Source organism: Paraburkholderia sacchari, assembly GCF_000785435.2.
GTDB lineage: Bacteria > Pseudomonadota > Gammaproteobacteria > Burkholderiales > Burkholderiaceae > Paraburkholderia > Paraburkholderia sacchari.
In genome coordinates this window covers 608,127-622,569 of record NZ_JTDB02000004.1, presented here as the reverse complement: position 1 = coordinate 622,569, position 14,443 = coordinate 608,127, and the positions used below count along the sequence as shown (strand labels likewise).

General features: G+C 62.1%; 14 protein-coding genes, 1 rRNA gene and 1 pseudogene. 6 read left to right on the top strand and 10 right to left on the bottom strand.

The window, feature by feature from the left end; all coding sequences use genetic code 11:
* Positions 1–153 precede the first annotated feature (153 nt).
* Positions 154–267, top strand: a 5S ribosomal RNA gene (gene rrf, locus NH14_RS18390).
* Between the two features lie 140 nt (positions 268–407).
* Here rrf and NH14_RS18385 read toward each other — a convergent pair.
* Together NH14_RS18385 and metC are read right to left on the bottom strand one after the other, a co-directional pair.
* Positions 408–752 carry a DUF3088 domain-containing protein gene (locus NH14_RS18385; RefSeq protein ID WP_035530574.1) on the bottom strand — a complete coding sequence of 115 codons (345 nt, stop codon included), beginning with the start codon at positions 750–752 and terminating at the stop codon, positions 408–410.
* A gap of 52 nt (positions 753–804) precedes the next feature.
* The gene (gene metC, locus NH14_RS18380; RefSeq protein ID WP_035530572.1) at positions 805–1,992 is read right to left on the bottom strand and encodes a cystathionine beta-lyase; all 1,188 of its coding nucleotides are present in this window, start codon (positions 1,990–1,992) and stop codon (positions 805–807) included.
* Between the two features lie 169 nt (positions 1,993–2,161).
* Here metC and NH14_RS18375 point away from each other — a divergent pair, with 169 nt between their 5' ends.
* Complete coding sequence (locus NH14_RS18375) at positions 2,162–2,629, top strand: Lrp/AsnC family transcriptional regulator (protein WP_035530570.1); 468 nt, start codon at positions 2,162–2,164, stop codon at positions 2,627–2,629.
* 83 nt (positions 2,630–2,712) lie between these two features.
* On the opposite strand, the gene NH14_RS18370 is transcribed toward NH14_RS18375, so the two are convergent.
* The 4 genes from NH14_RS18370 to NH14_RS18355 form a co-directional block, all read right to left on the bottom strand.
* Positions 2,713–3,729 carry a D-cysteine desulfhydrase gene (locus NH14_RS18370; protein ID WP_035530569.1) on the bottom strand — a complete coding sequence of 339 codons (1,017 nt, stop codon included), beginning with the start codon at positions 3,727–3,729 and terminating at the stop codon, positions 2,713–2,715.
* 60 nt (positions 3,730–3,789) lie between these two features.
* A complete protein-coding gene (locus NH14_RS18365; protein ID WP_035530567.1) occupies positions 3,790–4,515 on the bottom strand; it encodes an amino acid ABC transporter ATP-binding protein in 726 nt (241 codons plus the stop codon).
* A 61-nt stretch (positions 4,516–4,576) separates the two neighbouring features.
* The gene (locus NH14_RS18360; protein WP_035530565.1) at positions 4,577–5,236 is read right to left on the bottom strand and encodes an amino acid ABC transporter permease; all 660 of its coding nucleotides are present in this window, start codon (positions 5,234–5,236) and stop codon (positions 4,577–4,579) included.
* A 71-nt stretch (positions 5,237–5,307) separates the two neighbouring features.
* The gene (locus tag NH14_RS18355) at positions 5,308–6,108 is read right to left on the bottom strand and encodes a transporter substrate-binding domain-containing protein (RefSeq protein ID WP_035530563.1); all 801 of its coding nucleotides are present in this window, start codon (positions 6,106–6,108) and stop codon (positions 5,308–5,310) included.
* 558 nt (positions 6,109–6,666) lie between these two features.
* Here NH14_RS18355 and NH14_RS18350 point away from each other — a divergent pair.
* The gene (locus NH14_RS18350) at positions 6,667–6,840 is read left to right on the top strand and encodes a hypothetical protein (protein ID WP_161790870.1); all 174 of its coding nucleotides are present in this window, start codon (positions 6,667–6,669) and stop codon (positions 6,838–6,840) included.
* A gap of 219 nt (positions 6,841–7,059) precedes the next feature.
* Here the strand turns inward: NH14_RS18350 and gfa are convergent, their stop codons facing one another.
* Positions 7,060–7,635 (bottom strand): S-(hydroxymethyl)glutathione synthase, encoded by a 576-nt coding sequence (gene gfa, locus NH14_RS18345; protein WP_035530562.1) that lies wholly within the window; start codon positions 7,633–7,635, stop codon positions 7,060–7,062.
* 474 nt (positions 7,636–8,109) lie between these two features.
* Between gfa and NH14_RS18340 the strand changes: the two genes are divergently transcribed.
* Positions 8,110–9,246, top strand: a complete 1,137-nt coding sequence (locus NH14_RS18340) for a hypothetical protein (RefSeq protein WP_035530560.1) — start codon at positions 8,110–8,112, stop codon at positions 9,244–9,246.
* A gap of 14 nt (positions 9,247–9,260) precedes the next feature.
* Here the strand turns inward: NH14_RS18340 and solA are convergent, their stop codons facing one another.
* Both solA and NH14_RS18330 read right to left on the bottom strand, forming a co-directional pair.
* Positions 9,261–10,430: an N-methyl-L-tryptophan oxidase gene (gene solA / locus NH14_RS18335; RefSeq protein ID WP_035530559.1), complete on the bottom strand. Its 1,170-nt coding sequence runs from the start codon at positions 10,428–10,430 to the stop codon at positions 9,261–9,263.
* A 255-nt stretch (positions 10,431–10,685) separates the two neighbouring features.
* Positions 10,686–11,813, bottom strand: coding sequence for a GlxA family transcriptional regulator (locus NH14_RS18330; RefSeq protein WP_084225777.1), 1,128 nt, complete (start codon positions 11,811–11,813; stop codon positions 10,686–10,688).
* 302 nt (positions 11,814–12,115) lie between these two features.
* On the opposite strand from NH14_RS18330, the gene NH14_RS18325 reads away from it, so the two are divergent.
* The gene (locus tag NH14_RS18325; RefSeq protein ID WP_035530557.1) at positions 12,116–12,379 is read left to right on the top strand and encodes a hypothetical protein; all 264 of its coding nucleotides are present in this window, start codon (positions 12,116–12,118) and stop codon (positions 12,377–12,379) included.
* Positions 12,380–12,388: 9 nt separating this feature from the next.
* On the opposite strand, the gene purU is transcribed toward NH14_RS18325, so the two are convergent.
* Complete coding sequence (gene purU, locus NH14_RS18320; protein WP_035530556.1) at positions 12,389–13,267, bottom strand: formyltetrahydrofolate deformylase; 879 nt, start codon at positions 13,265–13,267, stop codon at positions 12,389–12,391.
* A 272-nt stretch (positions 13,268–13,539) separates the two neighbouring features.
* Between purU and NH14_RS18315 the strand changes: the two are divergent.
* A pseudogene (locus NH14_RS18315) lies at positions 13,540–14,381 on the top strand (SphA family protein).
* The last annotated feature ends 62 nt before the right edge of the window (positions 14,382–14,443 follow it).

The window sequence follows — 14,443 nt, the reverse complement described above, 5'->3', positions numbered from 1 at the left end:
GCAAGGGTGGGCAGGACGCACAGGTTGAGAGATCGGTGTTGTGCCAGATTAAACAACACAACCCCAATTCAGCAAAAACCTCTTTACGCTTCTTCCAGATTGGCTGTGGCGCCGGGTTGACCAAAACCCGATGCGACGCAGCAACCCGTCATGCCTGATGACCATAGCGAGCTGGTCCCACCCCTTCCCATCCCGAACAGGACCGTGAAACAGCTCCACGCCGATGATAGTGCGGATTGCCCGTGTGAAAGTAGGTAATCGTCAGGCTCCTCATGCAGTATGTCCAGAACCCCGGTGGCTCACCATGAGCGCCGGGGTTCTGGCGTTTACGCATCGTAAGAAGTCCAGATGAGCGGCCTGGCATCGTTCACCAGGCAACGAACGCGGAAAACGTTAGGCCCAAACCGTCACGACGCGAGAGCGACACCGTACTGCGATGACAGATAGCGCCGGATATCGTCGGGTGCATTGATGAAGCGCGTTCCATTGTGCTCGCGGACGTCAACGGTGGAGTCCTTTACCGTTTGGCCGTTACCGAGCACGATCACCGGTGCGGACTGGTTGGCTTCGCCGATCAGTTCGACGATTGTCCTGCGCGGACGCGGCGCGTCGATGTACTGGACGTCAACGTCGCTGCGCAACTGCGGGAAGAAGCTCAGTAAGCCTTCGACGGCAACCGAGTCGCCGCAGTAGAACGGTCCTTCACCGCCGCTAAAGAATCCAGGACGCAGAATGAAGAGTGTGTCTTTCATGATTGTCTCGCTGTGGTTGGGTAGGGAGAGGAGAGGTGCTGCGCAAGTCGATTCAGGATTCCATTTGCACCATGGTCGCGGCACGCAGCCGCAAGAATCCGGCTTCGAGATCGGCGATCATGTCGTCGGGGTGTTCGAGGCCAGCGTGAATCCGCAACAGCGGGCCGGCCCATGGCCATTGCTTTGCGGTTCGGTAGCGCGCTGGGCTGGAGCGCAGGATGAGACTTTCGAAGCCGCCCCAGCTATAGCCCATGCCGAAACAGGTCATGCCGTCGAGCAACGCGCGCATGGCTTCCTCGGCTTGCGGGTGCAGCACCACGCCGAATAGCCCGCTCGCGCCCGTGAAATCGCGTTGCCATAGCGCGTGTCCCGGTGAACCCGGCCGCGCCGGATAGAGGATCTCGGCCACTTCCGGCTGCCGCGCGAACCAGTCCGTCAAGGCGTGCGCATTGCGCTGGTGCCGCTCCAGCCGAACCGAGAGCGTTCGCAGACCGCGCAGCGCGAGATACGCGTCGTCGCCGCTCACAGTCATACCCAGTTGCCGGTAGAACCGGTTGATCTTCGGGTACAGCGAATCGGTCGTGAGGATCACGCCCATCAGCAGGTCGGAGTGCCCGGAGATGTACTTCGTTGCAGCGTGGATCGATACATCGACGCCATGTTCGAACGAGCGAAAATAGAGCGGCGTAGCCCAGGTGTTATCCATCAGCACGATTGCACCGTGGCGATGCGCGACCCGGCTGATCGCCGGGATGTCCTGCACTTCGAAAGTCAGCGATCCGGGCGATTCGACAAACACCGCGCGCGTGTTCGGCCGCATCAGCGACGCGATGCCCGCACCAATCGCCGGATCGTAGTAGGTGGTCTCGATGCCGAGACGCATGAGCGTTTCGTTGCAGAAGGTACGTGTTGGATCGTAGACGGAATCCGTCATCAACAGATGGTCGCCGGGATTCAGCACGGCCAGCAGCGACGTCGTGATCGCACTGAGCCCGCTCGGCGTGAGCATCGCGCGATGCGCGCCTTCGAGTCGCGCGAGTGCGGTTTCGAGCGCGCGCGTGGTCGGACTGCCACCGCGCCCATACGCATTCGGCGTGCCGCTCGCGGTCTTGAGCGCGTCGAGATTTTCAAACAGCAGTGTCGATTGACGATAGACCGGCGGATTCACCGGCGCACCGAGCTGGTCGTGCTTGCGGCCCTCGTGGGCCAGAACGGTGTCAGTCGAAGGCATTGCGTTCAAGGTGTCGTCCTCTCTGTCGTCGGTTCAATCGAGGTGTATCAGGCACCGCCGCAATTTCGCGACATGTGCTGTGCGTGAAGACATATTAATTTCGCGAGCGCGAAAAATGTTTTTAAAGAATCGCGCCGATCCCGCTAAGATTGGGAAAAGTTTCTAACCCGGAGGAGATATGGATAAACGCGATGCGCAGATGCTCACACTGCTTCAGGCAGACGCGACCATCGGACTGAACGACCTCGCCAAGGCGGTCAATCTGTCGCCCACACCTTGCTGGAGAAGACTGCAGAAACTGCGCGATGATGGGGTGATTTGCCGGCAAGTCGTGCTTTGTGATCCTAACAAACTGAACCTTGGACTCACGGCTTTCGTGACGGTGCGCTCGAATCAGCATGGCGATGCATGGACGACGAAATTCATCGAAACCGTACGTGCCATTCCGGAGATCATCGAGATCCACCGGCTGAGCGGCGACGTCGATTACCTGCTCAAGGTCGTGGTGCCGGACATCGCTGGATACGACAGCGTTTACAAACGGCTGATCAAAAGCGTTGAGTTGATGGACGTGAGCTCGGCGTTCGCGATGGAGGTGATCAAGCGAACAACGGCCCTTCCACTCGATTACGTCGTGAATGGATAACGCAAACGCGCCACCGCCGAAAATGATCGGCTGGTGGCGCGTTTGTTGGATTACGTGCCCGGACGATTATGCCCGGAACTAGCTCAGTCGCTGCGAAACGCCTCGCGATAGGCGAATAGTGCGGGCGCGCCTCCGGTGTGCAGGAAGAGCACGGGCCCCTCACGTTCGAAGCGGCTGCACGCGATGCCATCGAGCAGGCCGGCCATCGCCTTGCCTGTGTAGACGGGGTCGAGCAGCAGTCCTTCGGTCTGTGCGAGCAGGCGAATTGCGTTGAGTCCGGCGGTATTGGGCTCACCGTAACGGGGCGCGAAGTAGGCATCCCACAGATCGATGCGCATGTTCGCAGGCGGTCCGAGGTCGAGCAGCTCGCTCGTCTGCTCAACGAGGCTCTGTACCTTCGGATGCTGCGCTGCCGAAGTGCGTGACACCGTGACACCGATTACGGCTGTCGATGGCATCTCATGAGCGAGCGCGAGCGCTAGACCGGCATGCGTGCCCGCACTGCCGGACGCGAGAACGATGGCCGAAAAGTCGAGCCCCGCCGCGCGAATCTGCTGATCGAGTTCGAGGCCCGCGCGCACGTATCCGAGCGCACCAAGCGCATTCGATCCGCCGACCGGAATCACATACGGACGTCGCCCTTCGTCTCGCAGTTGCTGCGCGGCGGCTTCGAGCTGCCGGTCTGCATCGTTGAGATTGGCGACCTCATGGACCTGTACACGGAACAGGTCGAGCAGCAGCCGGTTGGCGCTGTGCAGATAATCTTCGCGTGTGGTGCCGATCGGATTCTCCAGCAACGCGACGCAGTCGAGTCCGAGTTGTGCCGCGAGCGCTGCAGTCTGCCGAACATGGTTCGATTGGAGCGCACCCGCGGTCACGAGCACGTCGGCATTCTCGCGCATCGCGTGTGCGCCGAGATACTCAAGTTTGCGCAGCTTGTTGCCGCCCATGGCGAGTGAAGTGAAATCGTCGCGCTTCACATATATATCGCGGCCAACCTGCGCAGACAGCCGCGGCAGCCGCTGTAGCGGAGTGGGCGAGTCGACAAGATTCAGGCGCGCAACGTTATTCAGTCTTCTGGAAAGCGGTGTCTTTGTCATACGATGGCACGAGTGTTGGGTTCAATCTGCGCTGCCGGTCGGACGGCGGCGCGCGTCGGATCAGTGCAAAATCTTGTCTAGAAAATCGCGTGCGCGCTCTGAACGCGGCGTATGAAAAAACGCGTCGCTCGTTGCGTCTTCAACGATCACGCCACGGTCCATGAACAGCACGCGATGCGCGACCTTGCGTGCGAAACCCATCTCGTGCGTGACGCAAACCATGGTCATGCCGTCACGTGCGAGCTCCACCATGACGTCGAGCACTTCGTTGATCATCTCCGGATCGAGTGCGGACGTCGGCTCGTCGAACAGCATTGCGATCGGGTTCATCGACAGCGCTCGGGCGATCGCGACGCGCTGTTGTTGCCCACCGGACAACTGGCCGGGAAACTTCTGCGCATGCGCCTTCAGCCCGACACGATCGAGAAGGCGCAGCCCGATGTCGCGCGCTTCGTCCGTGGGCCGGCGCAGCACCTTGGTCTGCGCCAGTGTCAGGTTGGCCAGCACGGACAGGTGAGGAAACAGCTCGAAGTGCTGGAACACCATGCCGACGCGCGAACGCAATTGCGCGAGCTTGACCGAAGGGTCATCGAGCCGGGCCCCGTCCACCGTGATGCAACCTTTCTGGAATGGTTCGAGTCCGTTGATCGTCTTGATCAACGTAGACTTGCCCGACCCGGACGGGCCGCAGACTACGACCACTTCGCCTTTCGTGACCGCTGCGCTGCAGTCGGTGAGAACCTGATGCTTGCCGTACCACTTCGAGACGTTGTCGAGAGTAATCATGTTCGGATTCTTCGTGAATGGTGGGACGCAGCCGCCCGCGAACTGGACGGCGGTCGGTGGTTCAGTGCGTCGACGGCAACGTGCAGCGCGTTTCAATGCGGCCCTGGAGCCACGCGAGCAATGTGCTGAGCACCCAGTAGATCGCGGCGGCCGCGAGATACAGCGGAAGCGGCTCGAAGGTTGCGGCGATCACTTCTTGCGTCGAGCGCAACAGCTCGGTGACGGTGATGACCGATACGAGTGACGTGTCCTTGACGAGACTGATCAGCGTGTTCGAAAGGCTCGGAACCGCGAGACGCAGCGCCTGCGGGCATACGATGTAGCGCAGCGTTTGCAGGTGCGTGAGGCCGAGGCTGTGCGATGCGGCCCACTGGCCGCGGCCGATGCCAAGGATCGCGCCGCGCATGCTTTCGGACAGGTACGCGCCGGCGTTCAGCGTTAGCGTCAGAATGCCTGCGGAGGTTGGATCGAGCGAGATGCCAAGGTCGGGCAGTCCGTAGTAGACGACGAACATCTGCACGAGCAACGGCGTGCCGCGCATCAAGCTCACATAGCCTTGCGCGATCGAGGACAGGAACCGGTTGTTGCCGATTCGTACGATCGCGACCACCAGTCCGACGATCAGCCCCAGCAGCATCGATGCGATCGCGAATTTCATCGTGAGCACTGCGCCCTTCGCGAGTACGGGAAGGGTGTGAACAACCAGATCAAATGCTTCCATGAACTGGACTCCAGATCGTTTTCGAACGCGCCGGCGAGGCGAAGGCGCGCGCGCATCATTGATTTGTGGGGTTAGTGGGCATTCGGGGCCGAGACGTCGGCGCCAAACCACTGCATCGAGATTTTCTTGAGCGTGCCGTCTTCGCGCATCGAAGCGAGCGCGCTGTCGATGGCTTTTTCGAACTTCGGATTACCCTTGCGGAAAGGAATGCCCATCTTCGTGTCGGCGCCGGGGATCACCCCGCTCGCACGCAGTGGCAGATGCGAGGTTTTGATCAGGTAAGGAACCATCAGGCGATCGTTCACTGCCGCGTCGAGCCGGCCCGTTGCGAGGTCGCGCAGAATCTCCGCCTCGCCGGGATATGTCTGCCCATTGATCGCGGGTACAGTTTTTACGAGCTCCGCATAGTTGCTGCCGAGCACCACGCCCATCTTGAGATTCTTCAGGTCGTTCAGCGATTTGAATGCACGCGAATCGTTCTCGCGTTGCAGCAGTTGCGCGGCCGAATACACGTAGGGCTGGCTGAAATCGAGCACCTGCTGGCGTGCCGGCGTGATGGCGACCTGGTTGACGATCACATCGAACTTGCCGGCCTGGAGGCCTGCGAGAATACCGCTCCATTCGGTTGTGACGAACTGAGGCTTGACGCCGAGCCGGGAGGCGACGGCTTTCGCGACATCGACGTCGAATCCTTCGAGTTGCCCGTCGCTATTGCGGTAATCGAACGGAGGGTAAGTGCCTTCGAGCGCGACTCTCAGCACGCCGGCCTGCTTGACCGTGTCGAGCAGGTCGGCCGCATGCACGGATGCGGTCGTGACGCCGAGCAGTGCGGTGACCAGTGCTGACGTGAATAGCGGTTTGAACGACTTCATCTTTGTCTCCGTTGGCAAGAATACGAATTGGTGTGGCGATTTCGTGTTTGAGCGACGATTGCTGCTTAAAAGCGCAGGTTTCGCGCGTAGATCGGGGCGCATCGCTCACGGTTACGAATGCGGCTCGACTGATGGCAAGCTTAGTTCTGTCAAAATGGAAAGTGTTTCCAAAAGCGTGCGCACAACAATCGTTTCCTGGAAGATTTTGCTAGTTCTGAACCAGGTTGCGAAACCAATGTGCTATCGGTGCGACCCGGGTCCGACACGGTTACACCGGGGCGCGGCGCGGTTGCTCCGACGCCGGTCGCGGGCCCGTGTGCCATGCATGGAAGGACATGGAAGCAGCGCGCGCTTATGCAGCAGCGACTCGGGCAGGGAAGGTTGATTGCATGGAGGTCGCCTGGCGAGCACGCGAACGTTCACGGCAAACGCCGATGAGTCTTGCGCGGGACCTCGGAATGCGGGTGCCTGTCGACCCGCTGCCGATGCGTTCGGCGAGAAGAAAAGGCGGCATCCCTTCAACGAGGTTCTCGACGATCTCTCACGAGCAGCCGCTACGTGACGGCGCTCTACCGCATTGCACAAGTGGCGCCGCGCGCGATCATGCCGACGGGCTATGTTTCGGTGGCGAACCGGCTCGAGCCGGGCGAGCTTTTTTCGCTGCCATTCGACAATCCGCTGCTGACCCAGCGCCCCGCATGCAGGTCAAGACGCTTGCCGGGTGAACTTTAGATGGCATTGCGAAGGAATGCCTGGAGTGGATAATCAAGCAACTTAAGCACGCGACGCCGTCGCGATAAATTACAGCACCGGCCATTTCCGCCCATTCAGCGCGGCTTCAGACAAGTCGATGCCGAATTTCATTTCGCAGCCGACCGCGGGCGAGGTGTGTCTCCACACCTCCTGGCTGCCGCCGCGGCTGGCGTGTCGTTCAACGCGCTCCGCGGGGATTCAGGCCTCGCGGTAGGTGCCTTTCGCCTTCGCTGCGTGGGTAGCGAGAATGTCCATCAGCGTGGGGCTCAGGCAGTCGTACGGCTCGAGCCCTTTGTCGCGCAGGGTCTGGCGCACTTCGGCCATCGTTGAAGGCGGCGTGCCGCTTTCGATGATCGACGAGACGAAAGCCGCGAAGCCGGGGCCTTCCCAGCCGGTGTCCTTCGACAATTCCGTGTGAATGAAATCGAGGCCGTGGAACGCGTGGTCCTTGTTCTCAATGCGGCCATACAGGTGCGTCCCGCAGGCAGTGCAGGCGTGGCGCTGGATTACGGCCTTATCGTCCACGACCTTCAACTTCTCCGCATGCGCCGTCACCGTGAGCTTGTCGCGCGACACGACACCCACGACGGAGAACAGCGCCCCCGCCGGTTTCCAGCATTTGGTGCATCCGCAGGCATGATTGAACGCGACCTGCGAGTCGACACGAACCTCGACGGGATCGTGCGCACACTGGCAGCGCAAGGTGCCGCCCGCAAAGTTCTCGGCACCTTTCTGAATGCCGCGATCAACTGAAGGATGGATTGCTGAGGTCATACTTTGTTCTCCTTTTTTAATATCAATAGTGAACTACGGTGTGGATCGATTTACGCCATTTCTACGATCATCTGCTAAACCGGTTTTTCGTAGTCATCGAGCTTCAGGCAGTCGATTGCCAAGCATGACAGGGCAAAAGTGGAGATACTGGGCGGTAGTATATTGCAGTACTGGGCGGGAGTATACGATTTAAGGTGGCCTCAGCCTCTCAGAAGCTGGTGCGCAGATGAGCAGGAAGCATGCCGCAGAGTATTTGGACAAGCGCTGGCGCCATCGGCACGCGTTCCGAAATTGCGGAAGGCTTTCCCCAAGAGGTACCACGAAGCGTGGCGCTCACGCGGGCCAGCAACGCGCCCGCCGAGCGCCTTGAGAGCATGATGAAAAGCGCGTGCGGCGCTTTGCGCGAACTATGCGGGCACATGCGTTGCGCTACGACGGCGAGGACAAATTCGTCAGTTGCGCAAGGAGAAAGTCATGAAGCCAACCGTGTTAGGCGTGTACGAAAGCTACGCGAACGCGCGCTCGGCACAGCGCGCACTGGGTGAGGCTGGGGTGGCGCAAGCGGATATTGCCATCTACTCGATATCGGTTGATGCTCCCCGCGAAAAGGGGCCACGTGTCTATCTACAGGGCGCTGTCGATACGCACCACCATCACCGGAGAGTCTTCGAACAACTCGAGCAGTTGTTCGCGCGCATTTTCACGAAGGGAGAGTATCCACCGGATCCAGAGGACTACAGGGAATTCATCCGCCGCGGCGGCACGATAGTTAGCGCCGATGTTTCTGAAACGCAAGTTGACATTGCGCTTGAAGCGATGCGCCGAACGGGCGCCGCTGACATCGAGGAACGCGCCAACGTATGGCATACCGGTTCTGCGAAAGCGGAAAATACGGAACACCCGGCACATCCAGATGGCGCGATGGCCGGCAAATATGCCATGCAGAAGGAAGCCATGCGCGCACGGCAAGATGACACGCCGGACGCGTCGGCGGTGCGAACGACGCCTTCCCCAGGCAATGCTGCCGCAGCAGGACCAGACGCGCACGGCTCCGCATTTTCGTCCACCGATCCGAATCTGCGGCAGATAACGACGCGTGCGGAAGCGCGAGGATCGACCTCGCCCACCGGGAAGCAGTCGCACGAATCGGGCGTGGATCAGGCCGGGTTCGGGCGCATGGATACCTGTGCGGGTCTCAAATCGCACGCTGCGCAGCCAACTGACGGCACCTCCGCCGCGTCGAAAGCCCAGCGTCCACAGGGTCCCCAGCATCCCCAGTATCCCCAGCATCCCCAGCATCCATTAGGCAGCGGCTACATGGGCGATCCTGGTCTCGGCACCCCGCGGGACGGCGCAGGCCAGGCCGACAGTGAATTTAGAGAGGATTACGAGACATATTATGAGAACACGGGCGCATCTTACGACGAGTATCGCCGTGCCCACTCGCATGGGGCCATGCTTGGACGCGACGAGCGCTACCGCGGGGCGGACTGGCAGGGCGTTGAAGCGCGAGCGCGTGCGACATGGGAGGCTCGCTACCCGGAAAGCGCCTGGGAGCGGTTCAAGACGGCAGTCCGACACGGTTGGGAGCGTGTCAGGCGCGGCGGCTAGTTTTGAACGATGGTTCAGCGGGTCTGGCTCGCCGCGCCAGCGAAACGGGCGAATGAGAAATGCGATAAATCTGCGCGACTCTGGCCGTACATGACGCGCTCGGCCAATGCCTCGCCGATCGCGCTGGCAAACTTGAAGCCGTGCCCGGAAAAGCCAGTCGCGACGTGGACGTTCGGGCAGCCCGGCGCGGTATCGATGATGAAATGCTCGTCCGGCGTGACGTCGTATTCGCAGATCCTTCCCGTCCGTAACCTTCCGGCTCCCGGGAGGAATTGCTGGACGAAGTTCTCCAGATCGCCAGGATCAGTTGGCTCGGCACCGAATGGGGCAAGCTCGGCGTCTGCGGAAACGGGCTGTCCCCCGTCATGCCGGCCGACCTTCAGGCCTTCGCTGTTCAGGTCCGGGAAGCCGTAAAACTGGCCAGCCGCCGACGCCATTGCGAAGCCGGGGAACCGGTCCGGGCCAAAATCCGGCGCTGGTTCGAACCATGCGAAGCTCTTGCGCACGCGTGTCACCGGGAGCGCCATGCCCAACGGTGCAATCAACGTGGGTGTCTGTTTGCCCGCGCACACGAGAAGCGCCTGGGCGGAGAACCGTTCTCCCTCGCGGGTCACCACACCAACGCTGTCCGGGCCATGCCATTCGATGCGCAATACCGCCGCGCTCGTCCGCAACGTCGCGCCCTGCATGACAGCGAGTTTCCGGTAAGCGCCAACGGCGTGCTCGCAATACAGCACACCGGCATCGGGTTCGAAATGGACGATATGCTCTTCGCACAGCCGCCACGCCGGCCATCGGTTGCGGGCCTCGCAACCGTCGAGCGTCTCCAGCGTCAGCCCGTAACGGGCAGCACTTCGCCTGACCTCGTCCAGAAAGTGGTCGCCGGGCAAGCCGATGTTGGCCACACCAGTGCGAACAAAGAGCGGCGTCCCCGTCTCCTGTTCCAGTTCCGTCCAGAGCGCCTGCGCCCGCAACGCCAGCGGGACATATGCGGCCCCCTCGCCATAGGCGTGACGGATCAGGCGCGTGCTGCCATGATGCGAGCCGATGGCATGTGGCGGATCCTCGGCGTCGAGCAGCAGCACCCGGTTGCCGGCCCGGGCGAGATAGTACCCGGCAGCCAGACCCATCGAGCCTGCGCCGATGATGATTGTGTCGAAGGAGTGAGCGTTGACGTCCGGCATGGATATCGGTGGCGCAGCGACGGAAGTGGAAGGGAGCCGCTCCGGCCAGTGCCCAGGAACACTTCATTGCATGGCGATTTACGCATCACATCAAATCGGCGCGCGCGGCGGCAGCAATCATAATCGCATTCGACGCCAATGTCGTTGCTATTTCAAGACGTGGAGTTCGCCGCTAAATAGATGGAATGGTCGCCTGTCGCCTTAACGGGCGGCAGATCGCCGAAGCGAGCCCGAACTTCGGGCAGCGCGGCAGGACTAGTGCAGCGCAGCGCAAGCGGCTACGTTTGCCTCAGCCGCCACGAGCCGGTGGTCGGTGCGAAGGAGCGCGTCGAGGTCCGCCATCTGCGAGCCGTCCTGGCCACTGCGCTCGCCGCTGCGCTGCTCGCGGTACATGATCGGCGGCACGCCGAACTGCTTGCGGAATTCGCGCCCGAGATGCGAGGCATCCGCGAAACCGCAACTCGAAGCGATATCGGCCACAGTGCGGTCCGAACTCGTGAGCAGCCACGCAGCAGTACGCAAGCGCAGCACATTGGCGAACGCGCGCGGGCTCTTGCCCGTCTCGGCCTTGAAGAGCCGTTCGAGCTGGCGCGGCGAGAGATTGAGCTTGCAGGCCAGTTCTTCGAGCGGGATATTGCGCCCGACTTGCTGCTCCATCAGCAGGATCGCGCGCTTGACCTTCGGATGCGTCGCGGGCTCCAGACCCGGCGGATGCGGCTGAGGCGCGTTGCCCTTCTGCATCTCGCCCACCAGCAGAATGCGCAGCGCCTTCTGCACGGTCGCGTGGTCGAAGTGGCGCAGCAGGATCGCGGCGGCCACGTCGATCGACGCGCGCCCGCCCGAGCAGGTAATGCGGCGGCGGTCGATCACGAAGAGCCGGTCGGCCACCAGCGCGTCGGCATTCACGTTGGGAAAGCGCTCGATGAAGTCCCAGTAGTGGAACCAGCTTACGCAGATGCGGTGATTCTCCAGCACGCCCGCGCGCATCATCGCGAACACGCCGGTGCAGATGCCCACCACCGTGGTGCCGTTCTCCGCCGCGCGGCGGATATGGCGCAGCGTTTCTTCGCTTGCCTGCGGGCCCGAATGCAGCAGACCGCCCACGACCACGAGATAGTCCACGGGCTCGGCATCCTCGAAGGTCTCCCACGGTGTGACCTGGATGCCGCAACTCGCGCGCACCGGCGCGAGCGTCTCGCCGATCACGCGCCACGAGCAGCGCACGGGCTTGCTCGAATCGCCGTCGTCGGCCGAGAGGCGCAGCATGTCCACGAAGCCCGAAAAAGCCGTGAGCGTGAAGTTGGGCAGCAGCACGATGCCGAAGCGGATGCGCTCCTTGGGTTGTGCGTCGGGCGAGAGAGCGATCGGAAGCGGGTCGGACATGGCGGCGGGTAGCTCGGGAAAACGCATGCGAATGAACGTCTGCGGCCCGGGAATACCAAATCCGCATAAAACCCGCGGCGCTGCAGTCCGCTCAAGCGTCGCTTATCCGGCGCGCCGGCACTTGTGGTTATGCGTCAGGGATCTGCGTCAAAGCGAAATTCGTCCGCCATGGCGCGGCCCGTGGCGACGGTGTTCCGCGGCCACGGCGTATTTGTTCTATCGGCGCATGGCCGGGTTGGCGACACTCGGCGGGGCCGATTCAACCTGATTCAACCTGAATTCAACCGCCAGGGCCCTCCACCGTGCCGCATCAGCCGCGCGCCAAAACCGTCGATCTCAACCAGCGCGCCAGCCACGGCGACGCCGCCGCCGCGCTTGCGCTGCTCGAACAGAGCATGGCGCGTGGGCATCAGCGCATCGGCTTGCTGCGCTATCTGCGCGCGCGGTGCCTCGGCGCCATGCTGGAGGGCCGGCATCACGACTACGCGCAGCGCGTGACGGCCCGGCTCAGCGAAACGGCGCTGGCCTGCCTCGCACAGGAGGCGCAGCGCCGCCATCGGGGTTGAACACAACGCTCAGAGCACCACCGTGCGGCCGTCGTTGATGAACACGCGGCGCTCCAGGAATGCCTTCACGGCGCGCCCGAGCGTCACGCACTCGACGTCGCGGCCCACGGCGAGCAGCCGCTCCGGATCGCAGGTGTGATCCACGCGCTGCACTTCCTGCTCGATGATCGGGCCTTCGTCCAAATCGTCGGTGACGAAGTGGGCCGTCGCGCCAATCAGCTTCACGCCGCGCACGTGCGCCTGGTGATAGGGGCGCGCGCCCTTGAAGCCGGGCAGGAACGAATGGTGGATGTTGATGGCGCAGCCGGCGAGACGCTTGCTGGTTTCGTCGGAGAGAATCTGCATGTAGCGCGCGAGCACGAGCAATTCGGACCCCGTCGATTCGAACAGGTCGAGGATCGCGGCTTCCTGCTGCTGACGCGTTTCCGGCGTGACCGGCAGATGGTGGAACGGCAGCCCGTGCTGGCGCGCGAGCGGCTCGAAATCGGCATGGTTCGAGGCGATGGCCGCAATATCCATCTGCAATTCGCCCATGCGCCAGCGGAACAGCAGGTCGGCCAGGCAGTGTTCGAGCTTCGACACGAGGATCAGCACCTTGGGCCGGACCTGCAGGTCGTGGATCGCCCACGTCATCTCATGTTTGCGCGCCGTGGACTCGAACTCGCTGCGCAGGCTCGCGAGGTCGAGCTCGCCGTTGCCTCCGCGAATCACTTCGTGAAAGACGCAGCGCAGGAAAAAGCGCGAGCTGATGTCGTCGTCGAAGACGGTCAGTTCGTCGATGTAGCAATGGTGGCCGTCCAGAAAACTGGCGACGGCGGCCACCTGTCCGGCGGCGCTCGGGCAGGACAGGGTCAGGACGTACTGGTGTGAGCGAACGTCGATGGACATGTGAGGGTCTCCAGGTATCGTAGCGATGCGAGGAGTAAGCCATTTTTTGCCCGCCGGCACATAGAACGCACCCGCTATGTTGCGGGTACGGAAACGCCAGGCGGCGTTAGCGCGCCGGCGCGCCAAGCCTGAGCGTCCTCTCAAGCCCCTCAATCGTTATGTCTAAACCACGGCAATCGTCTGTGGAATTTGAAAAATACGGGCGTTCGTTGTCGAGTAATTAATTCGCGCTGATTCGGCTGGGCAGGGGATGGCCGTCGACAAGCAAGCCTGTGCTGCCAATCCAGGACGCGCCAATCCCGGACGCGAATATGACCTGTCTTCCGCCGGCGGATGTGTGGGTCGTGAACGTGCAGGAGCTTTATCTCAACGGCTCGATCAGCGGCAGCCACGGCGTGCCGATCGGCGGGCAAGAGTCGCTTGGCCTCGACGGCAAGGTTTCGTTCACGCTCGCGACGATCGAGCGTGGCTGGGGCAAGTTCGGCGGCTGGGATTTCGCATCGGCTTTCACGCTGCCCTATGTGTGGGAAGAGGTCACGGCCACCTCCGCCGTGGGGCGGGCGGGGCGCACGACGACCGATCGGGCGTCGAACCTCTGCGACATGTACTTCACGCCGATCATCGCCGGCTACAGCTTTAGCCAGAACGACCATCTCGCGCCGAGCTTCAACTTCTGGGCGCCCACCGGCCAATACGACATTCATGCGCTGGCGACCCGAGCCTGAACAACTGGACCTTCGTGCCGCAAGTGGCCTATACGAAGCGCGTGCCGCAATACGGCCTCGAATTCGACGGCGTGCTCGGGCTGCAGTTCTACACGCGCAACCCGGCGACTCAATATCAGAACGCGCCGTTGCTGACGCTCGCTGTCATGGGCCTGAAGAAGTTTGCCAATGGCCTGGGCGTGGGGGTGGTGATGGGCACGGTGCAGTTGCTCGGCAAGGACACCGGCCCGATCGCGAACCGGCTCGACGGCTTCGTCGGGCACGACTTCGCCATGGGGCCGATCATCATCTATGACACGAAGATCGGCGGCAAGCTGCCGGTTTCGGCGAGCCTGCGCTGGGTGCCGACCATTTCGAGCAGCAACCGCCTGAAGAGCACGTCGACGTAGCAGGCGAGCGCCACGGTCGCGTTCTGATTGCGGCGCGGGCCTGCGAGACGCGTAGCCTGCGT